Annotated in this window: 27 protein-coding genes; all 27 read right to left on the bottom strand. The window is 44.3% G+C overall.

Features of this window, described 5'->3' with window-relative positions:
* Window positions 1-45 precede the first annotated feature (45 nt).
* Complete coding sequence (locus tag QY97_RS03050; protein ID WP_052728915.1) at window positions 46-837, bottom strand: sporulation protein YpjB; 792 nt, start codon at window positions 835-837, stop codon at window positions 46-48.
* 92 nt (window positions 838-929) lie between these two features.
* Window positions 930-1,520 carry a lipoprotein heptaprenylglyceryl N-acetyltransferase LhaT gene (gene lhaT, locus QY97_RS03045; RefSeq protein ID WP_039237775.1) on the bottom strand — a complete coding sequence of 197 codons (591 nt, stop codon included), beginning with the start codon at window positions 1,518-1,520 and terminating at the stop codon, window positions 930-932.
* Between the two features lie 84 nt (window positions 1,521-1,604).
* Window positions 1,605-2,372 (bottom strand): menaquinol-cytochrome c reductase cytochrome b/c subunit, encoded by a 768-nt coding sequence (locus QY97_RS03040; protein WP_039237773.1) that lies wholly within the window; start codon window positions 2,370-2,372, stop codon window positions 1,605-1,607.
* 51 nt (window positions 2,373-2,423) lie between these two features.
* Window positions 2,424-3,098: a menaquinol-cytochrome c reductase cytochrome b subunit gene (gene qcrB / locus QY97_RS03035; RefSeq protein WP_039237771.1), complete on the bottom strand. Its 675-nt coding sequence runs from the start codon at window positions 3,096-3,098 to the stop codon at window positions 2,424-2,426.
* 14 nt (window positions 3,099-3,112) lie between these two features.
* Complete coding sequence (locus QY97_RS03030; protein ID WP_039237770.1) at window positions 3,113-3,616, bottom strand: ubiquinol-cytochrome c reductase iron-sulfur subunit; 504 nt, start codon at window positions 3,614-3,616, stop codon at window positions 3,113-3,115.
* Between the two features lie 161 nt (window positions 3,617-3,777).
* Complete coding sequence (locus QY97_RS03025) at window positions 3,778-4,236, bottom strand: YpiF family protein (protein ID WP_039237769.1); 459 nt, start codon at window positions 4,234-4,236, stop codon at window positions 3,778-3,780.
* Between the two features lie 139 nt (window positions 4,237-4,375).
* Window positions 4,376-4,915, bottom strand: coding sequence for a ReoY family proteolytic degradation factor (locus QY97_RS03020; RefSeq protein ID WP_039237768.1), 540 nt, complete (start codon window positions 4,913-4,915; stop codon window positions 4,376-4,378).
* A gap of 38 nt (window positions 4,916-4,953) precedes the next feature.
* Window positions 4,954-6,213 carry a tetratricopeptide repeat protein gene (locus QY97_RS03015; protein WP_039237767.1) on the bottom strand — a complete coding sequence of 420 codons (1,260 nt, stop codon included), beginning with the start codon at window positions 6,211-6,213 and terminating at the stop codon, window positions 4,954-4,956.
* Between the two features lie 172 nt (window positions 6,214-6,385).
* Window positions 6,386-7,684, bottom strand: a complete 1,299-nt coding sequence (gene aroA, locus QY97_RS03010; RefSeq protein ID WP_039237766.1) for a 3-phosphoshikimate 1-carboxyvinyltransferase — start codon at window positions 7,682-7,684, stop codon at window positions 6,386-6,388.
* Window positions 7,685-7,696: 12 nt separating this feature from the next.
* Window positions 7,697-8,800 carry a prephenate dehydrogenase gene (locus tag QY97_RS03005; RefSeq protein ID WP_039237765.1) on the bottom strand — a complete coding sequence of 368 codons (1,104 nt, stop codon included), beginning with the start codon at window positions 8,798-8,800 and terminating at the stop codon, window positions 7,697-7,699.
* A gap of 11 nt (window positions 8,801-8,811) precedes the next feature.
* Window positions 8,812-9,912: a histidinol-phosphate transaminase gene (gene hisC / locus QY97_RS03000; protein WP_039237900.1), complete on the bottom strand. Its 1,101-nt coding sequence runs from the start codon at window positions 9,910-9,912 to the stop codon at window positions 8,812-8,814.
* Window positions 9,913-9,940: 28 nt separating this feature from the next.
* On the bottom strand, window positions 9,941-10,327 hold the full coding sequence (gene aroH, locus QY97_RS02995; RefSeq protein ID WP_039237764.1) for a chorismate mutase: 387 nt from the start codon (window positions 10,325-10,327) through the stop codon (window positions 9,941-9,943).
* Window positions 10,324-11,415 (bottom strand): 3-dehydroquinate synthase, encoded by a 1,092-nt coding sequence (gene aroB, locus QY97_RS02990; protein ID WP_039237763.1) that lies wholly within the window; start codon window positions 11,413-11,415, stop codon window positions 10,324-10,326. The genes aroH and aroB overlap by 4 nt, the downstream gene beginning before the upstream one ends.
* A gap of 2 nt (window positions 11,416-11,417) precedes the next feature.
* Window positions 11,418-12,590, bottom strand: a complete 1,173-nt coding sequence (aroC, locus tag QY97_RS02985; RefSeq protein WP_039237762.1) for a chorismate synthase — start codon at window positions 12,588-12,590, stop codon at window positions 11,418-11,420.
* Between the two features lie 220 nt (window positions 12,591-12,810).
* Window positions 12,811-13,587, bottom strand: a complete 777-nt coding sequence (locus QY97_RS02980; RefSeq protein WP_039237899.1) for a CheR family methyltransferase — start codon at window positions 13,585-13,587, stop codon at window positions 12,811-12,813.
* A gap of 142 nt (window positions 13,588-13,729) precedes the next feature.
* The gene (gene ndk, locus QY97_RS02975; RefSeq protein WP_039237761.1) at window positions 13,730-14,176 is read right to left on the bottom strand and encodes a nucleoside-diphosphate kinase; all 447 of its coding nucleotides are present in this window, start codon (window positions 14,174-14,176) and stop codon (window positions 13,730-13,732) included.
* 92 nt (window positions 14,177-14,268) lie between these two features.
* On the bottom strand, window positions 14,269-15,231 hold the full coding sequence (gene hepT / locus QY97_RS02970; RefSeq protein WP_039237760.1) for a heptaprenyl diphosphate synthase component II: 963 nt from the start codon (window positions 15,229-15,231) through the stop codon (window positions 14,269-14,271).
* A gap of 18 nt (window positions 15,232-15,249) precedes the next feature.
* Window positions 15,250-15,957: a demethylmenaquinone methyltransferase gene (locus QY97_RS02965; protein ID WP_039237759.1), complete on the bottom strand. Its 708-nt coding sequence runs from the start codon at window positions 15,955-15,957 to the stop codon at window positions 15,250-15,252.
* A 3-nt stretch (window positions 15,958-15,960) separates the two neighbouring features.
* Window positions 15,961-16,761, bottom strand: a complete 801-nt coding sequence (locus tag QY97_RS02960; RefSeq protein ID WP_039237758.1) for a heptaprenyl diphosphate synthase component 1 — start codon at window positions 16,759-16,761, stop codon at window positions 15,961-15,963.
* Between the two features lie 221 nt (window positions 16,762-16,982).
* Window positions 16,983-17,210: a trp RNA-binding attenuation protein MtrB gene (gene mtrB / locus QY97_RS02955; RefSeq protein WP_408606236.1), complete on the bottom strand. Its 228-nt coding sequence runs from the start codon at window positions 17,208-17,210 to the stop codon at window positions 16,983-16,985.
* Window positions 17,211-17,232: 22 nt separating this feature from the next.
* The gene (gene folE / locus QY97_RS02950) at window positions 17,233-17,799 is read right to left on the bottom strand and encodes a GTP cyclohydrolase I FolE (protein ID WP_039237756.1); all 567 of its coding nucleotides are present in this window, start codon (window positions 17,797-17,799) and stop codon (window positions 17,233-17,235) included.
* 169 nt (window positions 17,800-17,968) lie between these two features.
* Window positions 17,969-18,241: an HU family DNA-binding protein gene (locus QY97_RS02945; RefSeq protein WP_039237755.1), complete on the bottom strand. Its 273-nt coding sequence runs from the start codon at window positions 18,239-18,241 to the stop codon at window positions 17,969-17,971.
* A gap of 290 nt (window positions 18,242-18,531) precedes the next feature.
* Complete coding sequence (gene spoIVA / locus QY97_RS02940; RefSeq protein WP_039237754.1) at window positions 18,532-20,010, bottom strand: stage IV sporulation protein A; 1,479 nt, start codon at window positions 20,008-20,010, stop codon at window positions 18,532-18,534.
* Window positions 20,011-20,169: 159 nt separating this feature from the next.
* Window positions 20,170-20,877, bottom strand: coding sequence for a hypothetical protein (locus QY97_RS02935; RefSeq protein WP_039237753.1), 708 nt, complete (start codon window positions 20,875-20,877; stop codon window positions 20,170-20,172).
* A 21-nt stretch (window positions 20,878-20,898) separates the two neighbouring features.
* A complete protein-coding gene (locus QY97_RS02930; protein ID WP_315849918.1) occupies window positions 20,899-21,075 on the bottom strand; it encodes a DUF2768 domain-containing protein in 177 nt (58 codons plus the stop codon).
* A gap of 246 nt (window positions 21,076-21,321) precedes the next feature.
* Window positions 21,322-22,365 (bottom strand): NAD(P)H-dependent glycerol-3-phosphate dehydrogenase, encoded by a 1,044-nt coding sequence (locus QY97_RS02925; RefSeq protein ID WP_039237898.1) that lies wholly within the window; start codon window positions 22,363-22,365, stop codon window positions 21,322-21,324.
* Window positions 22,366-22,385: 20 nt separating this feature from the next.
* On the bottom strand, window positions 22,386-23,696 hold the full coding sequence (gene der / locus QY97_RS02920) for a ribosome biogenesis GTPase Der (RefSeq protein WP_039237751.1): 1,311 nt from the start codon (window positions 23,694-23,696) through the stop codon (window positions 22,386-22,388).
* Between the last annotated feature and the right edge of the window lie 52 nt (window positions 23,697-23,748).

Raw genomic sequence — 23,748 nt, 5'->3', positions numbered from 1 at the left:
GTATTTTACTTGCTATCTTTATTTTACCCGTTTTACTGATTTGCATCAATTATTCTGCTTTTCTTTTATTTCTTCCTGATGCCCTTTATATTTCCTCCAGCCTACATAGGAAAGCGTCGTAATAATGATGCCTCCTGTAATACTAATAATCCAGCCGAGAGATGGCTGTGAAGCCTCCTCCTGAGACACTTCCTTAAAGACCATATCCATTTCTTTCTCCAGCTGATGAATTTTCCCCTCCTGTTCCTCTCCGGCTAGAAAGGCTGTTCGATGCTGATCTACATAACGAACTTGTTCTTCCAATGATTGCAACCGCTCTTTGGAGATATCAACCTTTAGGCTCGGCTGAATGATATCGTAGTTAGCGAGAAAGGTGTTAAGAGATGCATGAAAACCCGAGGAGTCAGCGGCGGCGGAGGTTTCCTTTAAGGATTGTAAAGAGGACATAACCGGCTGTTCCATCTCAACCCACAGCGGCTGATATTGAGATACGACCGCATCTGCCGCCAGACGGAAGGAAGTCACGGCTTCTACTGCCTCTCTTTCCTTTCCTTCAGGTGACTCTATGACTTGAAGCGCTTGTTCCAAAGAAGTTGCAAGCACTGTCCAATCATTCCATGAAAGAGCTTCCTTGTCCGGATGCAGCTGCGGCAACTCGCTTTCAATCTGCTCCAGTTGTGCTGAAGCTTCTTCATAGCGACCGGCCTTTGTAAATTCTAGCGCCTGTCCAGCAGATTGGTCTAATTGCAGAAGGCGGGGATTAAAATCCTTTCCTTGCGCGTAAATAGGGACAATAAAAAAGCAGCAAACAACCAAAAGCCATCTAAGCCTTTTCACTTCTCTCCCTCCTTCGCTTCTGCTGTTAATATATGCAGCAAGTGAAGAATCGAGAAGAGAAAGTTATCGGCTGCATCCCTATTCAGGAGGAATTACAGCTCCCATTTTAGCCGTCGTTTTCTTAAAGTCAAAAACCAAGCAAGAAAAATAGAAAGGATACTTAGCCAAAAGGTAAAATAAGCAATTTCCTCCACATACAAATGAAGATGTGAGTAAACCGGATACTGCATAAATACATAGTCAATGATTTCGTTGTGAAGCGTCCATACCGCCGCCACTGCTAAGTGCCAGAGCTTGACGCGGTAAAAGGGAGCGTACAGCAGCCCCTGAACAGCCATCCCTAAGTGAGAAAGGATCAGCATATAGGCCTCCCAAGGTAAGTACCCGGTCCAGACCCACGTCAAAACATTCATCACAACAGCCCAAACGCCGTATTTAAATAAAGTAATCAAAGCCAGGACTTGAAATAGTCCCCATGACTTTTTCAATAAAAACCCTGCCAGCACAATCGTAAAGAACAAGCTTGCTGTTGGACTGTCGGGGACGAAAGGAATAAACAGCCACTCTGTTCTCGATAATTGTGACCCATACCACACATATCCATATACTGTTCCTGCTAAATTGATTATAAACAATAAGAGCAGAAACCTTCTGTCAGCTAACAGCCAATATATATATTGCACCGCACACCACCCTGTCCTTTCTCGGCTTCTGTATGCATATCATACAAAAAAGATGTCCTACCTGAGATAGGACATCTTTTGTTATTATTCTGCTTCTAAAGTAGAAATGAATTCAGCCAGCTTGCCCAATTCTTCATCTGTTCCCTTAAATTGGCCAGGAGGCATTGTTCCTACTCCTTCTACTGCAATCGTTTTTATCTCGTCAGGGCTTAAGCCGGTGCCCACCAATGACGGGGCAGCTGCGCCTCCAGTAAGAGTTTCGCCGTGACAGTTAATACAGCCATTTTCTTGGTAAATTTGAAATCCTTCTGAATTCTGATCAATTTCCGGTCCTTCTACAATTTGACCCTGAGCTTTCGCCGCTTCCCAGTCATGGTTGACAACAGATTCCCAAGTCAAGAACACAACAGAAGCTAAAGCAAGAAGCATAAAGCCAGTTGCAAACGGACGCTTAATTGGTCTGCGTTCAGGTCCCCGGTCAATAAATGGAGCTAGTAAAAGCGCTCCGAAAGCAAGTCCCGGGATGATAAATGCTCCAATGACGTTATAAGGTCCGGAAGCATATGTGTATTTCAGTAACTGGTAAAGAAATAAGAAATACCAGTCTGGAAGTGGAATATACCCCGCATCCGTCGGATCCGCCACACGTTCAAGCGGGGATGGATGCGCCACTGTTAAACATAAATAGCCAACCAAGAAAACAGCACCGACCATCCATTCCTTCAACAGAAAGTTCGGCCAGAAGGCTTCTGTTTTACCAGGATATTCCGAGTAGTCTTTCGGAATATTCGGCTTGCGTTCCGCCGGGATACGTGAATCTCCAACGAATTTCATACCTTTTCCACGATGCATAGCGTTCCCCTCCTTCTAAAAAACTACATGCGTTCTAAAGAAAAATCAATTTTACAACGGTCCAGAAATACCCTGTCTGCGGATCATGATAAAGTGAGCTGCCATTAGGCCAAGCAAAGCTGCCGGCAGGAAGAACACATGGATCGCAAAGAAGCGGGTAAGTGTCTGAGCTCCGATGATATCTGGGTGACCTGCAAGAAGGGTCTTCAGCTGCTCACCGATGAATGGAGTGGCTGCCGCAATCTCGATACCTACTTTTGTAGCAAATAGCGCTTTCATGTCCCAAGGTAATAAGTAACCTGTGAAACCGAGGCCTAGCATAACAAAGAAGATCAATACACCGACCATCCAGTTCAATTCACGAGGCTTCTTGTAAGCGCCCTGGAAGAATACGCGCAATGTATGTAAGAATATCATGACGATAACCAGACTAGCACCCCAGTGATGCATACCGCGCACAATCATACCGAAAGCAACTTCATTTTGCAGATAGTAAACAGATTCCCAGGCATTTTTAATATCAGGTACGTAATACATCGTTAAAAACATCCCTGATAAGATCTGGATCACTGTTACGAAAAATGTTAATCCGCCAAAACAGTAAACAAAGGCCGAGAAATGATGACCCGGGTTTACGTGTTCAGGCACTTCATGATCAGCAATATCCCGCCACAAAGGCGTAATATCTAATCGCTCATCGACCCAATCATAAATTTTGTTAAGCATGGATTACGCCTCCTTTATGCAATTGTTTGTGGCTCTGGTTTACCGAGCTGAAGAAAACCGTCTTTCACTTTTGTTGGATACTTATCAAGCGGTGCAGTTGGTGGTGTACCAGGAACGTTGTTGCCATTCTTCTCATACAACCCGCCGTGGCACGGACAGTAGAACTGGTTTTTGTGATTATCTCCCTCCCAGTTAACTGTACATCCTAAGTGTTTACAAATAGGTGAGAGGGCGACAACTTCGCCGTTTTCATCTTTGTAAACCCAGGCTGTTTCCGTAACTTCAGATGTGTACCATGCATCTTGTTGTTCATAAGAGAAGTCTACACGAACCGGTGTTGACGTCAATTCATCTACCTTTTGGTTCGTCGTTTGGAATTCACCGGCTGCTCCTTCTGCAAGAACCGGATCAATCGCAAAGCGAACCATCGGCATTAGCATACCAGCTGCCATAAAACCGCCGACACCCATCAATGTATAGTTAAGAAATTGACGTCTTGATACTGGCTGTTTACTCATTTTTTTCCCCCCTCTGTTGTAAGCTGTGTCCATAATGGACAAAATTTAGGCGCACAAACATAAACTAGGACAACATTATGATAATCTAAACTCAACACAAGGTCAATATTGCTTTAACTAAATCACGACAAATATTGTGTCATTTTTCTGAATCGTTGCAATTATTGTTGCCATTTGTGAGCAATAATGTTAATAAACTGTTTGGCTTGCTCTTCAATGAGCGAGTATTTGTAAGAAGGCTCCATATGCTCGAGCGGCACCGAAGGGACCCATATGAGCGTGCCGTCCAGCTTGTCCTCCACCAGCTTCCAGCCGCTGTCGGATGTGAAATAGAAGATGTGCTTGAATTCCGCTTCTCTCAATTCCTCCGACCAGCTGTTTAAAGCAGCAATCTTATCTTCTTCCCTCTTCTTGCTTTGGTAAGAAAAAGGGGGAAGCAATAGAGTTCTTCCTTTAAACTGCTTCTCAAGAAGCATGGTCAATAATTGAATGAACTCATATTGGGACGCCGCCTCTTTCATCTCTGCCCCAAAGGAGACCGGAGCAAGCGGCATGATGGCTGTATCTATGTATTCCTTCTGTTGCTTATAGCTCTCTACGTCTTTTCCATTCCAATTCATCACTTTCACCTCCTCTTTATCATAACATGCGGGCTTCTCTGTCGACTACCATCCTTTTCCGTACTTTCAAGTATTCCTCCAGTCTTTAAACGCTTCTCAATGTGTACACAAAGTAAACCCCCTTGCTCGGGCAAAGGGGTTATGTCAGTTTATTTAACTGCTCTGTTAACTCTAAAAACGCTTCCTTGTCTCCGCAATCGAGTGCCTTGTCTATTTTTTCAAGCAAGCGTTTTCTTTGAAACTGGTAAATACCTTCCTTCAAGAACTTCTCTGCAAGTGCTTTATCTTTTTCTGTAATCCGCAGATTTCGCGGCATGAAGGGGTTTTCCTCTAAGACGGCTGCATATTGATGAGAAACATTAGATGACTTGAACTTCAGCTCAATATAAATATCTTCCTCTTTGTTTAAGCGAATGTCATGGAAGGTTTTTTCGGCATCCGTTGTCATAACATTTTCCTTAAAGAAGCGGAACGGCGCATTATCCACACAATAGGTAGACATAATCATCCCGCGCGGGCAATATTGAGCCTCTTCCACAAAGTGAACCTTTTCCATAAGCTGGTCGTGGCTCATTAAGTAGTTTAAAATCCAAACCGATTCCCGTCTTTTCAACTGATAATGATTTAGAAACCAGCGAATAAAGTCTTTTTTCTCGTGAACAGATACAGGGGCAGCCATTTGTAATTCCCTCCTCTGTAAAGATAGATTTTATTTCCTCACTCTTGCAGACGTTCGACTAGCAGCATCCACTCTTCATTAGCAGGATCCTGCCTTAATAATTGCTGAAAAACCATTAAAGCTTCGGTGCGCTTTCCCTCTTCCATTAAGAAGAATCCATATTCTTCTAAAAAGGAACCGTTGTCTTTAAAGAAAGTATATGCTTCTTGATAAGCTAATAATGCCTCATTATACTTCTCTAATTCATTGCTGGCTTTCGCTTCGTCCCAAAGGAATTGCGGGTCCGCTTCTCCGTCCTTTCTCAACATAGAAGTGATCTCAAGTACGTCTTCGTACCTCTCCTGCTGAAGAAGAAGCTTGTTAAGTGTCAGTCCGGCTTCCGCAAATTCGGGATCTAAGGCCAGTGCTGTGCGCAAGTATTGTTCAGCCTCTTCCTCTCTGCTAAGCTTTAGACTCAGCTTACCAGCAGTCAAATACAGCTCTTTCTGGAATTCATCCTGACGAATCCCTTCTTTAGCTGCTTCGAGACTCTTTTCAAGCTCCTCTTCATGCTCGTACGCTCTTGCTAAATACAGATAGATAGAATGATAATCTGGATCCATTTCCTTAAGTTCATTGAATTTAGCAATGGCTGTCTGGTAAAAGCCTGCTTGGTAAGCAGTAAATGCATAACCAAACAGCGTATTAATCTCTAGATGATCATCCATTGCCTTTTCATAGTACTCCAAGCTCTCCTCAAATGCACCGCCTGCACTTAATGATTCTGCCAGTCTTTGATAGATAGAGATACCAGCTATTTCTTGAGTCCCTCCTGAGAGCAGCCCTTTATAGAAACGAACCGCTTCTAGAAAACGGCCTTGCTCTAAGTAGAGCTCCGCAAGCGCAAATTGGACAACTGGCTCGTCTGGCAAAAGCTCGTAGGCGGCTTGGATTTTCTGCTCACTCACCTCGTACAGCCCTTGCATTTGATATAAATCAGCAAGGAGCAGCAAGGCTCGAGGATAATATTCATCCGCTGGATCCAGCTTCTCTAAAAGAAGCACTGCCTCTTCCTCCCTATCCATATCAACGAGTACCTCGGCAAGAAGGATAAGAAGCTCTCCTTCCTCCGGATAAGCGGTCAGCAGCTGCTCATATAGCTGCCTTGCCTCATCTAGGAAGCCTAGGCTATATAACTGTTCCGCAAGCGAGAACTTCTCTTCATCACTTGAGAAAGAAAGAACTTTGTTGAAAAGAGAGAATGCTTTCTTATCCTCCCCCTTTTGTAAACTTTCAAGCATTTGCTGTGCGTAAGACATGTTTCATATCCTTTCTAAAAAACAGTTTACTAACATTGACATCATAGAGAAAGAAAAGCCTGACAGCAACTTTTTTTACTTATATCTTACCTAAATATATTCGCCAATGAAAGATGTTTTCCTTCTTATTGCTCAACAACCTGCTTTTGATAATAAAAAAAAGAGCTGATAATCAGCTCTTTTTCCCTTGAATCAACCGGTCCATATCCTCAAAGAAAGATGGATAAGAAACAGCAATGACTTCAGCGTTCTCTAGTACTACCGTTCCTTCTGCTACCAAAGAAGCAACCGCAAGCATCATACCGATTCGATGATCACCGTGTGAAGACACATGGCCGCCCGATAAGCCTTTCTTGCCATGGATGACCATTCCATCATCCGTCGCTTCGATCTCCGCTCCGAGCTTCTTCAGCTCACTGACAACTGTGTCAATTCGGTTTGTTTCTTTTACTTTAAGTTCCTCAGCATCCTTGATGACTGTTCTGCCTTCCGCTTGAGTAGCCAGCAGTGCAATGACCGGAATCTCATCAATCAGCTTCGGAATGAGATCTCCACCAATCTCTACACCTTTTAAGTTAGATGTTCGAATCGTGACTGTGCCGACTTCCTCTCCGGCTATTTGCGCTTCCTGGATCTCAATATCCGCGCCCATGTCTTTTAGAACATCAATAATGCCCGTTCTCGTTGGGTTTAATCCCACTTTTTCCAAAACGATTTCACTATCAGGAGAAATAGCACCTGCCACGAGGAAGAAAGCCGCAGAAGAGATATCCCCAGGCACATATATATCCGTTCCTTTAAACGTCTGCCCGCCGGGGATGATAATATCATTCCCGCGCCGGGTAACACTCCCCCCAAATTGTTCAATCATCTTCTCCGTATGATCGCGGGTCAGCTGCGGCTCGGTAATGATGGTTTCCCCTTCTGCCTGCAGCCCTGCAAAAATGACAGCGGACTTCACTTGGGCACTCGCCACTGGAAGCTCATAGTGAATAGGCCGCAGCTTCGTTCCGTTGATAGCAAGAGGAGTGAACCGACCCTCACTTCTCCCGTTGATTCTTGCCCCCATTTGAGAGAGCGGCACAGTAACACGATCCATTGGTCGTTCGGCAATAGAAGCGTCTCCTACTAATACCGTATGGAACGGACAGCCGGCTAGTATTCCTAATAACAGTCTGGTCGTGGTACCGGAATTTCCTGTATCAAGTACCTCTTTGGGCTCCTCTAAACCTTTCCAGCCCTTGCCGTGTACGATAATTTCCTCTTCCGTTTCTTCAATTTCCACACCCAGCTTGCGGAAACAATCAATTGTACTTAGACAATCCTCTCCCTTTAAAAAATGCCGAATTGTTGTTTTGCCATCAGCTAACGCACCAAACATAATGGAACGGTGGGAAATAGATTTGTCTCCAGGTACTTCTAAATGCCCTTGAAGCGTTGAATCAGTTAATTTTATTTCCATTTCCTTCATACAGACCACCCTTTAGGCTAAAAATAAATCAAAATTGGTGTGTTTCTCAATACATGTCTTCGCTCTCGCCCGGTCTCTTTCGTTCTGAAAGCTAATGACGAGTACACCGTACACATCTTCTCTTGTTTCCATGATTCGTATATTCGTAATACTAATTCGTTCCTCTGCTAAATAGGCCGTTATTTCAGAAACAACGCCCGGATAGTCAGGCACATCCACATACAGATCATAAAAAGCGGGAATGGCTCCTTGCGCTTTAACCGGAAGCTCATCTCTAAAAGTCTTTGCTTCCTTGAAATAGTCGAACAGCAAGGTGTCGTTCTCCTCTTCAATGAGTTGGATCACACTCTCCATCTCTTCTTTCCACTCATTCAGTAAAGCAAGCAATGTTTCTCTATTATGTAAGGAAATATCCTTCCACATTTCAGGGTTGGAGGAAGCAATTCTCGTTATATCCCTAAACCCCCCCGCAGCTAAACGGGAAATTAACGGATGGCTGCGGTCATGCCGGCTCGCCTGACGAACAAGCGAGGCAGCAATAATATGCGGGAAGTGGCTGACCACACCTGTGAAATGGTCATGATCAGCCGCGGATAGCTCGATGATCTTTGCCTTCGTTCCCTCCAGCCACTTTTTAAGTATCGCTACATACTTCTCCTCTGTGTGCTCACTAGGTGTGAGCAGGTAAAAAGCATTCTCAAATAAATGCTCCTTTGCTGCAGCAATTCCACTTTTATGAGAACCTGCCATTGGATGACCGCCAATGAATGCTATCCTCCGCTCCAGCAACACTTCTGCGCAATCCATGATTTTTTTCTTTGTGCTGCCAGTATCTGTAATGATCACTTCTTCTTTAAGTGGGAGCTGAGCAAGCTGATGAATCATTTCTTCCGTTTGTACGACCGGAACTGCCAAAATGATAAGGTCAGCCTGCTCGGCTCCTTCAGAAAAAGACGGCACACTTTGGTCAATTATATTTAGTGCTTCTGCCAGACCGGCTTCTTTTTCACGAATGTCGTATCCAATAACTGTTGCTCCCGGATGGGCCTTTTTAATTGTTTTTGCCAGCGATCCGCCAATCAGGCCGAGGCCGGCAACAAATACAGTTCCTCTCATACTAGAAACACCTACTGTCTAATCGCCTTTTCTACTAAAAACTGCTTCATCGCCTGGATGACTCCCTCATTCTGTTCCTTTGACCCAACCGTTACCCGGACAGCGCCTGGGCACCCAAGGGCATTTCCCGAACGGATAATGTAGCCATTTTTCATTAAATACTCAAATACTTCATCGCTGTCACAAGGGAAATAGATGAGTACAAAGTTTCCTTGAGACGGGTAGTAATTGAGGTTCTCTTCTTTACAGAATTGGTAGAACTGCTCACGGCCCTTTTCGTTTTCCTCACGGCATGTATCTATAAATTCTTGGTCAGCCAGAGCAGCTAAGGCAGCACCAGACCCAAGCGTATTTACATTGAAGGGTTCACGAACAGGGTCGAGCATGCGAATGAGTTCTTCAGATCCAAAACCATACCCGACACGGAAGCTTGCCAGCCCGTAAATTTTTGAGAAAGTTCTTAATGCAAGCACGTTCTTATATTGCTCAACAATTTTAACTGAGTCATAGTAATCATCCGCTGTCACATACTCATAGTAGGCTTCATCAAGGACCACAAGCACATCCTCTGGGACTTTATCTAAAAACGCTGTTAGTTCATCGTTAGAAATATAGATGCCAGTAGGGTTATTCGGACTGCAAAGCCAAACAACAGCTGTGTTTTCATCTATCTGCCTAAGCATGCCATCCAGATCATGCGCCCCATCTATAAGTGGTATTTCGCGAATTTCCGCTCCTTCCACTCTCGCGTTGTGGCGATATTGCGGAAAAGTCGGAGCAGCCATTACTGTGTTCTTTCCTGGCTCTAGCAGGGCTCTTGAAATCATAAGAATAAGCTCATCCGAACCGTTTCCAAAAATAAGCTGCTTTTCTTTCACTCCGATGGTCTCGCTTAAAGCAAGGCGAAGCTCAGTTGTATATCCATCTGGGTAAATAGCAAAAGAAGCATCATAAGAACGAACCCACTCCTTCGCTTGATTGGACGGACCGAAAGGATTTTCATTGGAAGCCAGCTTAACAACCTTCTCTAGTCCATATGCTTTTTTGACCTCTTCGATTGAACGGCCCGGCTGATAGGCTTTTAAGCCGTTAATCTGTTGTTTCCATTTCATTCTCATCACAATCCCTTCACTTTTTTGCTTAGTTGACTGCAGGATCTTTTTCCTGCTTTAAGTCTGGACGCAGCTTTACAGCTTCCTCTAAATATACATGCTGGATGTCCTGCTGTGCTGTCTCTGTATTCACATGGACCATTACTCGAATGCATTTCTTCAGGCTTCCTGGCACAGGCACCTCATTCATGCACATAATCGGCACATAGTCCCAGTTCCCCTCAATTCTTCTTAAAGCTTTCGCTGGAAAGACTGCATTAATATCTTCTGTTACAGATACAAAGATGGAACAAACATCTTCAGGCTGCACCTTGTTCTGGCTAAAAACTTCTTTAAACAGCCTTTCAGCTGCATCAAGCATCTCTTTTTCTGTATTTTCCTTTACTGTAATAGCTCCTCGAATCCCCCGCATCATACGGCAGCCTCCTCCCTCATAAATTGATCTGCTTTCTGAAGCTCTTCACGGCTTGTTTCAACAATCACCGGCCGTCCTACTTCTTTTAATAGGACAAAACGGATTTTTTCGCCAACTGCTTTTTTATCCCTGGCCATTAGCTGATACAGCTCTTCGAAATCTAGTGACTGATTTAAATGGAGCGGATAGCCAAGCTGAAGAAGCCAGTTCATAAAGCGCTTCAAGTCAAACCGGAGTCCTTCCTTCTGCTCGCTGATATAGAGAGCATATACCATACCGGCAGCTACAGCTTCCCCGTGTGTAATATTGCCATAGCCCAGCTTTGCCTCAATGGCATGACCATATGTATGGCCGAAATTTAAATAAGCACGGATGCCCTGTTCCTTGACATCCTCTTTCACAATTTTTCCTTTAATTTGGATACCCTTTTCTAAGCAATAGGCAAGAAACTCTTCAGAGAGGTCCTGAAAGCCTGCTACCTTTTCCATAAGCTCCTCTAAAAATGCCGGATCAGCAATAAGGGAATGTTTAATTACTTCAGCAAAACCAGAGCGGACTTCCTGCTCGGGCAAGGACCGCAGGAAGCGTGTATCATAGACAACCGCTCTTGGCTGATGAAAGTGACCAATCATATTTTTCCCAAGCGGATGGTTAATCGCGGTTTTTCCACCTACCGCGCTGTCGTGAGCTAAAATCGTCGTTGGGATCTGAATAAATGAAATTCCCCGCATATAGCTCGCTGCTACATAGCCCGCTAAATCCCCAGCCGCTCCTCCGCCGAAAGCTAAAATGCATGACTTGCGGTCAAGGCCTTTCTCCAGCGCAAAGGTAAGGCAGCGTTCAAAGGAAGCAAAAGACTTAGCTGACTCTCCTTGCGGCACAGTCAGCCATTCAAACGGCAGCTGATCTGGAAGAGCTTGTTTAAGTGTTTCGCCATGGAGCGAGGAAACAAACTCATCTGCGATGACAAGTAGCTTCGTCGTTGTCTGTAAAGCCCCCTCAAACAATTCCTTCAGCTTACCTAACGCTCCCTCTCCAACATATACTGGATAAGACTGATCTGGTGTTTCAATCAGCAGCTCTCTCATTATTAAAACTCCTTCGCATAGCGGCGGAACTCTTCTACCGAGGCCACTAACGCATCCATACGGTCACTGTAGAATTGGTCAACAATTGCAGATGCAAGCTCCCAGGCTACAACCGCTTCTGCAACTACCGCTGCTGCTGGCACCGCACAGCTGTCGGAACGCTCAATGCTTGCCGTAAATGGTTCCTTCGTATCAATATCTACACTCTCAAGCGGCTTGTAAAGCGTCGGAATCGGCTTCATGACACCTCGTACAACGACCGGCATTCCATTTGTCATGCCGCCTTCAAACCCGCCAAGACGGTTCGTTTTGCGGTAATACCCTTGCGCTTCGTTCCAAGCAATCTCGTCGTGCACTTCGCTGCCGAAGCGCTCAGCTGCCTCAAATCCTATACCAAATTCGACTCCTTTGAAGGCATTAATGCTTACAATCGCAGCCGCCAGCTTCGCATCAAGCTTACGATCCCATTGAACATAGCTTCCTACACCAGCCGGCATCCCTTCAGCAATCACTTCTACAATTCCACCGATCGAGTCACCATTCGCTTTTGCATCATCAATCGCCTGCATCATCTTCTTCTCAGCTTCTTCATCCAGACAGCGGACAGGAGACGCTTCACTTCGCTCACGAAGCTCTTCCAAGCTCTCAAAGGATACTTTATCTGCCTTTACACCCCCAATTTCCAATACATGAGCAGCTACTTCTATGCCTAACAGTGCTAGAAGCTTTTTCGCTACTGCACCAGCAGCAACACGAACAGTCGTTTCACGGGCGGAAGAACGTTCAAGAACATTTCTCATGTCCCGGTGCCCATACTTCAGTCCGCCATTTAAATCAGCGTGCCCCGGTCGAGGACGGGTAATTTGGCGCTTTACTTCCTCTGCAGCCGATTCATCAATCGGTTCACTTCCCATAATTTTCGTCCAGTGCTTCCAGTCGTTATTCTCTACCACGAGAGCAACAGGTGATCCAAGCGTATAGCCATGGCGGATTCCGCTTTTGATCTGTGCCTGATCCTTCTCAATTTGCATTCTTCTGCCCCGGCCATGGCCTTTTTGTCTGCGGCCCAGCTGTTCATTTATATCTTCCGCTGTCAATGGCATGCCAGCCGGAAGCCCTTCAATAATAGTAGTTAATTGTGGTCCATGTGACTCTCCTGCAGTTAAATATCTCATTTCACTTTCTCCCTTCAACTCGTTAAAGCGGTTATGTATTACTATAACATAATTTTTTGTATCTGTTATAAACGACAGATATATTTTCGAGAATTTTACCACAATTAGTGGTTTATTTGTCGTAATTCTTTACATTTTTCTAAATATTAATGTTAGGCGGGTCCATGCAGGCATATATATCTGGCCTTTCGCCTAGTTGTTTTTCCAACAAGGAGGTGTATTACTGTTCTATCTTTCGGTAGAAAAATGTATCCTCCGTTTCAAAGCCGTATTGCTTCGGGTTAAAAATTTGTTCGGTGCTGCCAACAAAGAGAACGCCGCCTGGTTTTAATGCTGCATTGAATTTCTGATAAAGCGTATCCTTTGCCTCCTCCGTAAAGTAAATCATCACGTTTCGGCAAATAATTAAATCAACATTTGTATCAAACGGCTCAGCAAGCAAATCAAGCTTTTTGAAGATGATCGTTCGTTTCAGCTTCTCATTTACCGTATAAAACTCTCCTTCTTTCGTAAAAAAACGCTGCCTCTCCAGCGTGGGAACCTCAGCTACAGAGCGTTCTGAATAGACGCCTCGTTTCGCTTTTTGAAGTGCATTTTCATCCAGATCAGTAGCTAATATAGAAAGGCCTGTTAAAGGGATATAGCGAGAAAGCATCATAGCCACCGTGTACGGCTCTTCTCCCGTGGAACAGCCGGCACTCCATACCTTCAGCTTCTTATTAGAAGCTAGCAGACGAGGTAAAATCCTCTTTTCTAACACCTTCCACCTTCCAGGGTTTCGATAAAATTCAGATACGTTAATTGTCATTCTATCTAAGAACTCATTTAAGAGGTTCATGTCTTCATTAAGGAGGTGAAAGTATTCAGCGAATGACTGACATCCCTTTTTTTCGTACAAAGATGTTAAGCGCCTTTTCATTTGCGCTTCTTTATATTGACTTAAGTCAATGCCTGTCTTTCTTTTTATATTTGCAATAAATTGCTCGTAATCATTCATTGTCTTCCCTCTTTTCTCTTCGCTGCTGCCAAGCAATATCACAACATTCTGTCTCCTCATTATATCGAAATTACAGGGAAGAGACAGGGAATTTTACAAAAAATAAAACCGCTGCCATCTGGCAGCGGTTTTTTTAGCGGTATTAGTAAATCCACTCGTTAATTTGCTTGCTGTACGAAGTTAATTCTTCTTCTTTAAAGAAAATGCCAATTTCTCTTTCTGCACTTTCAGGAGAGTCAGATCCGTGGATAATGTTCTTGCCGACTGTTACACCGTAATCTCCGCGAATAGTTCCCGGTGCTGCATCTTTCGGATTTGTTGAACCCATCATTTGACGAGCTGTCGCGATCACATTCTCGCCTTCCCAAACCATAGCAAAAACCGGACCAGAAGTAATAAAGTCCACTAATTCACCGAAGAATGGGCGCTCTTTATGCTCACCGTAATGCTCTTCAGCTGTTTCTTTAGATACGCTCATTAATTTAGCGCCTACTAATTGGAATCCTTTCTTCTCAAAACGAGCAACGATTTCACCAATTAATCCTCTTTGTACGCCATCAGGCTTAACCATTAAATATGTTCTTTCCATTGTTTTCACTCCTATAATATGTAATTTTTACAGCAATTCCTCAAAATACTATCATTGATTCCATGGTTTGACAATATTTCTGCTGAAAAACCCTAATATTTTCGTTTGCCGACAAATTTAGCAATATCACGCAGGGATTTCTTCGTTCGGTTGGACGGCAGTTCATCCAGTATAACGAGTGCCTTGCGTAAATAACGCTGACTTAATGCACGAGAACGATCCAGTACGTCGCTTCGCTTCATTTGATGAATAATCTCAGCCATTTCCTGTTTTGTTGTATGTTCGCCTACCTGCATGATTTGCTCTCTTAAACGCTCATCCTCAAGCGCATATAAAGCCGGAAGCGTTACATTCCCCTGCAAAAGGTCACTTCCTGCCGGCTTGCCAAGCTCTTTTTCCGTGGCCGTGAAATCAAGAATATCATCTGTGATTTGAAAGGCCATGCCGACATTGTAACCGAACTGATAAAACTTTTGGTGAAGGCCATCCGGTACGTCCGCGGCAAGAGCACCAAGCTGGCAGCTGGCAGCCATCAGTATGGCTGTCTTGCGTTTAATACGGCGCAAGTAATCTCTTAAATTTTGACTGTATTGATACTTATCTTTAATTTGATTGATTTCTCCTATGCATAGCTCGACCATTGTATTCGAAAGGATGCGGTGAGCTTCCGCATTTTCAATATCAGTCATATATTCCAATGCCCTGGCAAAGATGTAATCACCCGTGTACATCGCCATTCGGTTATCCCACTCTGCTTTTACAGTCGGCTGGCCGCGGCGAAGCTTCGCATTGTCAATGACATCGTCATGTACGAGAGAAGCCATGTGAATTAGCTCGAGGGCTACCGCTACGTTCTTTACACGCTCAATTCTATAATCGCCAAACTTCGCGGCAAGTAAAACAAAAACTGGCCGAATTCTCTTACCGCCTGCCTGCAGCAAATGCAAGGATGCATCACGCAGTGACGGGGAAGAAGAGGATATGGCCTGTTCTAATTCTCTCTCAATGTATTCGATGTCTGCTTTTAAAAAAGAATACAGCATAGTTACTTTCATGTTTTCCACCCAGCTTATTTACTTTTGTTTGAAACCAATATGGGTTGCTGCCACGCCGCCTGTGTGAGACATATAGCTGACATTGATGAAACCAACTTGTTCAAACATACTTTTCAGTTCCTTCATCCCTGGAAAGTCACGTGCCGATTCTTGCAGCCAGGAATATTCTTTATAGCTCTTTGCAAACACTTTGCCAAACATAGGCATTAAATAGCGAAAGTAAAGAAAATAAAGCTGCCGGAAACCGAGCATCGTTGGTTGAGAAGTCTCCAGGCAAACCGCCATGCCTCCCGGTTTTAAGACTCGATTCATTTCCTTTAGTACTTGTATATAATCAGGCACATTACGAAGCCCGAAGCCAATCGTTACATAGTCAAACGTTCCATCTTCAAACGGAAGCTCCATAGCATTGCCCTGAATCATTTGCACATGCTCTAAGCCTGCTTCCTTTATTTTCTCCTTGCCGACATTCAGCATATTCTGGCTAAAATCGAGTCCTATTACTTTTCCGCTCGGTCCAGTCGCTTCGGCAAGAGCGATCGTCCAGTCACCTGTTCCGCAGCAGACATCAAGAGCTGCCGCTCCTTCCTGGACATTCATCGCCTTCATCGTCTGCTTCCGCCACCGCTTATGCTGCTGAAAGCTGATTAAAGAATTCATCTGGTCGTAGTTAGAGGAGATCTTTTCAAATACACGATGAACTTTTTCTTCTTTTGATTGTGTCATTCTTTAACCCTCTTCCGGATATGTTTTGTTTCGAAATGTTTCATTATACAGAAGACTGCAGAGCTCCCGTACAGACCCTGCCACCGAGCGATCATGCAGAGCCTGCTCCACCTCCGCCTTGGCATGGTTAATATACTGATCGCAAATAGAAATCATTTCATGCTGTCCATCTACAGACAGGCTCGGATTATTGCCCCAAGCTTCCAGGCTATCGACCGCTTCTGCCAGAACGGATTTCTCACCTGTCACAAAAAGGTGCTTTTCCTCTATGAGACGCTTTGCAGACAAAACATGAGAAACAACCGGAAAGAAAGATTGAAGATCAAATACGGAGTAAAACTGTTTTATAATTTCTGTCTCAATCTTATACACGCTCTCCATAATAGAAGATACAGAATCGTGCTCCTGGTGATAAAGGGCAATTTTGCTCTCGTTGATGCTTTTGACAGCAGCCGACAACGAACGGATCATGTCAATGTTCCCTGTCTCAGCCAATGTTCGGTAATATAATCCACTAAAGTAATCTCCCGCTAGAACCGTGAGCTGCTGGTCTTTTGCAATGTAATCTGATGAAGCTATGACTCTTTCATGGGTATCAAGGGCAATTTGAATTAATGCGGCTGATACAATACAAATCTGTATGTCGTCTGAAAGCAACTGTTCGGCTGTGAAAGGCATCATTAAGATAAGCAGGCGGGATTCTTCTATTTCTGGTTTCTCGATATATTTATGCAAATAAGGATACGACAGTTTTTGACGCACTTTTTGTTCAAGCATCTCTTTTTGTTTTAGCCATTCATTCATTTCTTATACCCCTTAATCCCATACTTTTCACTTCGACCTTTTTCTATGTAAATAGGCTCTACCACGTTGAAACATAAAACAAAAATATTATATCACATAAATATCAGAAATACGAACGGGTTATACACCCGCTCAGCCCTTGTCAAAGCAGATAAAAGGCTGTCCCCTTAAATGACAGGCGCTCGGCTTTTACCTGGGGACAGCCTCTCTTTCATTACGTTTTATGACTCTTTGCCACTCTCGGTCTCGCCGAAGCTCGTAATAATTTGGGCGCGGCCCCGCACTTTCATAGCAGAAGTGTGCTCGGTAAACTGAGCAATCATCACTTCACCTTTATCAAGCTTCTCGGAATGGTGAAAGCGAGTGTCTGTTCCTCTCGTTAATCCGATCACATTCACCCCATCTTCCATTGCCCGAATCATAATAAAATCGCTTTGATTCTCCTTCATTCGCTCCATACGCCTCCTACTATTAACCTTTGATTAAACTTAACAGCTCTGACCGTGAATGCACATCATTGGCAAACTTTCCGCGTGCAGCTGTCGTTACAGTTTTGGAGCCAGGTTTTTTCACGCCACGCATAGCCATGCACATATGTTCAGCCTCCACAACGACCATTACTCCATGCGGCTGGAGCTTTTCCATGATGGCATTCGCTACTTCTGCTGTGATACGCTCTTGAAGCTGCGGACGCCTAGCAACCGCTTCAACCGCTCGCGCCAGCTTGCTGAGACCAGTCACCTTTCCATTCTTAGGAAGGTACGCTACATGAGCATGTCCGAAAAACGGAACAAGATGGTGTTCGCACATTGAATAAAAAGGAATATCCTTCACTAGCACCAGTTCTTCATAATCTTCACCAAAAATGGTTTCGAAATATTCTTTAGGGTCTGTATTTAAACCGGAGAAAACCTCTTCGTACATCTTTGCCACCCGCTTAGGCGTATCTAACAAACCTTCACGGTTGGGATCCTCTCCGACTGCTTCTAGAATCATGCGGACAGCTTCCTCTATTTGAGCACGATTTACTTCAGTCATACTCTCCAATCCTCTCTATCAAATCATAAAATAAAAATGCACTCATTAAATAGTAGCATAACTGCCAAAAAAGCGAAAGCATCCGCCCCGCCTGTGCATTGTCCGTCCTTGCTTCAAACAAAAAGAGAGACCAAAATGGTCCCTCCTGCAGCCCCAAAAGGCTATGTAATCATTTTACTGCATCTTTCAATTGTTTGCCAGGTTTGAATGCAGGCACTTTGCTTGCTGCAATCTCAATTTCCTGCCCCGTTTGAGGATTCCGCCCTTTACGTGCAGAACGCTCGCGCACTTCAAAGTTACCGAAACCAATCAGTTGAACTTTGTCGCCGCTTGCTAAAGTGTTTTGGATGGCATCAAAAACGGCTTCGACCGCTTTAGTCGCATCTTTTTTAGACAATTCCGCTGCTTCTGCAACTTGATTAATTAATTCAGTTTTATTCATGCCATTCACCTCCTCCCAAAGGGGGTTTCAACATCCAACTTCATTATTGACAGTCGTCTGCCACTTTCCCGATTTTTATACATAAAAACGGAAAAAAGCTGTTAAATCAATGTTTTCATACATTAATTCTGTTAAAAGAGTATCACATAAGATATGGCATATCAAGCAGAATCCTTTAAGAATTGGTATTCTTTCTGGGTTTCGGACAAAAAATAGAAATTCAGCGACCATCCGTTTCCAAAGCATACAAAAAAGACTCCCTATAAGGAAGAGAGCCTGTAAGATACAGTCTATAATATGATAGCAATCATCCCGCCTGAACCTTCATTTATAATGCGTTCTAAAGTTTCTTTTAATTTATATCTGGCATTTTCAGGCATGAGGGAGAGCTTTCCTTGAATACCTTCCCGAACAATAGAGCTTAAGTTCCGGCCAAATATATCGGAATTCCAAATAGACAGCGGATCGTCTTCGAAATCCTGCATTAAATAGCGGACAAGCTCCTCACTTTGCTTCTCTGTACCTATAATCGGAGCAAATTCCGATTCTACGTCTACTTTGATCATATGGATCGAAGGAGCAACCGCTTTTAAACGAACACCAAAGCGAGATCCTTGCCGGATAATCTCTGGCTCATCGAGACTCATGTCCGCAAGTGAAGGAGCGGCAACACCATACCCTGTCTGCTTTACCATGCGAAGGGCGTCAGCTACCTGGTCATATTCTGACTTAGCATTGGCAAACTCCTGCATAAGTTCAAGCAAGTGGTCCTTCCCTCGTATTTCTACCCCAACCACTTCCTGCAATACTTGATCGTATAACTCATCAGGTGCATGAAGGTCGATTTCTGCTACCCCCTGCCCCATATCCATGCCGGCCAGTCCAGCTCCTTCAATAAATTCATATTCCCCAAACTGTCCGACCACACGATCCACGTCCCGCAACCGCTTAATATCCTGGACAGTATCCTTAATAGCCTCCTGGTAATGGCCCCGGAGCCAATGGTTTTCCTTTAACACCATAACCCAGCCTGGCAGGTTAACATTAACTTCATGTACCGGGAATTCAAACAAAGCTTCCCTCAGTACATTCATCACATCGATTTCTCGCATGCTTTCTACCGACATAGCGACAACCGGGATATCATACTTCTCGGCCAGACTGCTGCGAAGTTCCTCTGTTTCAGCATGATGAGGACGGGCAGAGTTAACGATCATGATGAAAGGTTTGCCGACTTCTTTTAATTCCTCTACCAATCTTTCTTCCGCTTCTAAATAGTTGTTTCGCGGCAGCTCTCCTACCGTACCGTCTGTAGTAATCAGCACGCCGATCGTTGAATGCTCCTGAATAACCTTTCGTGTACCAATTTCAGCCGCCTCATGAAAAGGGATCGGCTCCTCAAACCATGGCGTGTGAATCATTCTCGGGCCATTTTCATCTTCGTATCCTTTTGCCCCCGGTATGACGTAGCCAACGCAATCGACAAGCCGGACGTTGACTGACAGACCTTCATCTACATTGATTGAAATAGCCTGATTAGGAACAAACTTCGGTTCTGTTGTCATAATTTGCTTGCCTGCAGCACTCTGCGGCAGCTCATCCAGCGCCCTGGCCTTCTCTGCTTCATTATCTATATTTGGAAGAACGAGCAGTTCCATAAATTTTTTAATAAATGTAGACTTCCCTGTACGGACCGCTCCAACCACTCCTAAGTAAATATCTCCTCCTGTCCGTTCAGCTATATCTTTAAAAATATCTGCTTTTTCCAATTGATTCCCTCCCAACTTTATTGAGTGCTTTTTTGATAGCGGCGTTCTCTACAATAAATTGTATGATGTTGTCCTGTGCTTATATGACTGAAAATATTTCTCTAAAAAATAATAGAACCCTCAACCTAAGGTTGAGGGTTCTATATTTATAAGCTTCCATTATTTGGCCATAAACACTGGCTCGTTTTGGTCATTAACGGTATAGGGAAATGAAAAAGCAGGAGCAAACGGCGAATCTTCCATCAGGATTGACCGGATGTCTTCTCCTTTTTTCATTGTTTTCCCGGATTCCCGGAGAGCCGTGTATAAGTCACTGCGATAATCTACATATATATTGCCATCACCAGAGATGACGAGCGGCAGGTTGTTATTCGTATAAGGACTGACGACATACGGCTCCTCTTCATATCCAATTTTGCTGTAATCTAATGTATATACATTATCAGCAATGTCTTCTTTAAAAGGCGGATAGCCTTGTGAGCGAATACGGATCTGGATGCTTCTAATTTGTTCAGCCATCCGTAAATCAATCAGCTTTACAGTCGGATCCTCTTCGACATTAATGAGTGTATATTGAAAAATCCCGCCTGACTCATAAGCATTCCCTGGAGGCTCAGCCATAAAGGCTGGTACAAGTTTGTTAAAATCAATTGGGTATTTCTGATACATTGGTGTGTCTTCTTCTTTTGTTTTAATTGGCAGAAGGCCGCCGTTTTGCTCTCTAAATTGATCTACAGCTGTTTGGACAGCCTGGAGCTGATCCTCATATGGAACTTGGTTCTTTGCCAGCTCTTCTTCCGGGAACATACAGCCGCTCATCAGAGAAGCAAGAAGAACACCTGCCAGCACGACCGTTAATTTTCTCATTCGTCCACTCTCCTTCTCCCTTTATGAGGGACCACTAAATACAATGTACACCATGATTAACCCGCCTGTGATCATACACACATAGGCAAACAGTGCGGAAATAAATTTCAAAAAGGCATTCTTGAGCTTGTACCTGCTCAAATAAATAGTAACCGCAGATATAACCATAAGACCCATCCCTATAAAAGAGATCCACATGTTGAGCATGGCTAATGACATCCTCCACTGCCCCTTTCCTTGTGTTTATGTACTTTATTTTCTATCTTTATTGTACGTCCGCTCTTTGTCACGCAAGCGGTTTCTTCTTTACCGACATGATTATAACATATTCATCCCGCGAGTGAACGAGCCAGCTGCACAAAAAACCGAAACAGCGCGGGCTGTTCCGGTTAAAAAGCTGCCTTTCTGCCGAGACCAAGGCCTCGTTTTCTCCTATTTCAGGATTTAGTTGTTCTCCTTCGTGAAGTCAACCAAGTCTTCCATTTCATGTGTTTTCACCCGTGCCATCAGCTCGTCTACTGCTTCCTTCGGGTGCTGCCCTTCAAACAATACACGGTACAGCGCTTTTGTGATTGGCATCTTTACCCCGTATTTCTCAGACAGCTGATAAGCTGCCCGCGTCGTTCTTACGCCTTCGACAACCATGCCCATGTTGTCCAGCACTTCTTCAAGCTTATAGCCTTTTCCGAGCATGTTGCCTGCACGCCAGTTACGAGAATGAACACTTGTACAAGTAACAATCAAGTCGCCAATCCCTGTTAATCCCGAGAAGGTTAACGGGTTTGCCCCCATCTTAGCTCCTAAGCGGGCGATCTCAGCCAGCCCTCGCGTAATCAGAGCCGCTTTCGCATTATCCCCATATTCGAGTCCGTCTGAGATACCGGCAGCAAGTGCAATGATATTCTTTAACGCCCCTCCAATTTCTACACCTACGACGTCCTCATTGGTATAAACACGGAAGTTCTGATTCATAAAGAGATCCTGCACTCTCTCAGCCGCCTGCATATTTTCAGCAGCTGCTGTTACCGTCGTCGGTTGACGCAAACTCACTTCTTCGGCATGGCTCGGTCCCGAAAGGACAACAATATCCCGGCAAAGCTCTTCCGGCAGTTCGTCGGTAATGACTTCCGAAACCCGCAAGTGAGTATCAGGCTCAATTCCTTTACTTACATGCACAACCATGAAGGAATCTGTTTTTACTTCTTTTACTTGCTGCAGCACTTCGCGTACCGCTTTTGTTGGAACAGCAAGCACGACAATCTCAACCCCGACTAGCGCTTCCTCCAATAAATGATAGCCAAAAATATTCTCAGGAAGCATAACATCAGGCAGGTAGCGCTTATTCGTATGCTGTTCATTCAGCTCCGTTACCTGCTCCCTGTTATGTGACCATAGACGAACCTCATGGCCATTGTCAGCCAACACAATTGCTAAAGCAGTTCCCCAGCTGCCCGCGCCAAGTACTGCTACTCTCTCTTTCTTATTCATTGCCATTCACCAGCTTTTCTTTATTTTCTCGCACGCGCAATAATTTTAAGAGGTGTTCCTTCAAAACCGAAGGCCTCACGTATTCGGTTCTCTAAGAAACGCTCATAAGAAAAATGCATTAGCTCCGGCTCATTGACAAACACCACAAATGTCGGCGGTTTGACCGCCACTTGTGTTGCATAATAAATTCGCAAGCGTTTCCCTTTATCAGAAGGGGCTGGATTCATTGCGACCGCATCCATGATGACATCATTCAATACGCTTGATTGCACGCGCATTGCATGGTTATCACTCACTTGATTAATGACTGGCAGCAATGTATGCACACGCTTCTTTGTTTTCGCAGAAAGATAAACAATCGGCGCATAATCAAGAAAAGCAAAATGACTGCGGATATTCTCTTCAAACGATTTCATCGTTTTATCATCTTTTTCAATGGCATCCCACTTATTGACCACAATGATAATGGCACGGCCTGCTTCGTGAGCATACCCGGCAATATGCTTATCTTGTTCTCGAATACCTTCTTCCGCATTCAGGACGACCAGTACCACATCCGAGCGCTCAATCGCTCTCAGAGCTCGAAGCACGCTATATTTCTCTGTCGTCTCATATACTTTCCCTTTTTTACGCATCCCTGCTGTATCAATAATGACGTATTCCTGTCCTTCATAGGTGTAAGGCGAGTCAACCGCATCTCTCGTTGTGCCAGCGATATCACTAACGATAACCCGGTCTTCCCCTAAAAGTGCATTCACTAATGAAGACTTCCCGACATTCGGGCGGCCAATTAAAGAGAACTTGATGACATCTTCATCATATTCCTCCTCTTCCTGCTTCGGAAAATGCTCAACCACAGCATCGAGCATGTCACCAAGGCCAATGCCGTGAGCTCCCGATATAGGGAACGGTTCACCAAAACCTAAGGAGTAAAAGTCATAAATCTGGCTTCTCATTTCCGGGTTGTCCACTTTATTAACAGCTAACACAACCGGTTTTTTCGAACGGTATAATATTTTCGCTACCTCTTCATCGGCAGATGTGACTCCTTCGCGGCCACTGGCTAAAAAGATAATAACATCCGCCTCTTCAATCGCAAGCTCTGCCTGTTGGCGGATCTGCTCTAAAAAAGGCTCATCGCCGAGATCAATCCCGCCTGTATCAATTAAATTAAATTCGTTATTTAACCACTCGCCCGAGCTATAAATACGGTCCCTAGTCACTCCTGGAACATCTTCAACTATCGACACTCTTTCACCGACTATGCGGTTAAAGATTGTGGACTTTCCGACATTCGGGCGGCCAACGATGGCGACAACTGGTTTCACCATTAGGTTCATCCTTTCCATGCATTCATTCTATTTCATGTTGACAGTTCTCTAT

The organism is Bacillus thermotolerans (genome assembly GCF_000812025.2).
Lineage (GTDB): Bacteria > Bacillota > Bacilli > Bacillales > Domibacillaceae > Quasibacillus > Quasibacillus thermotolerans.
The sequence above is the reverse complement of the archived record's forward strand: the minus strand, read 5'-3'. Positions and strand labels throughout refer to the sequence as shown.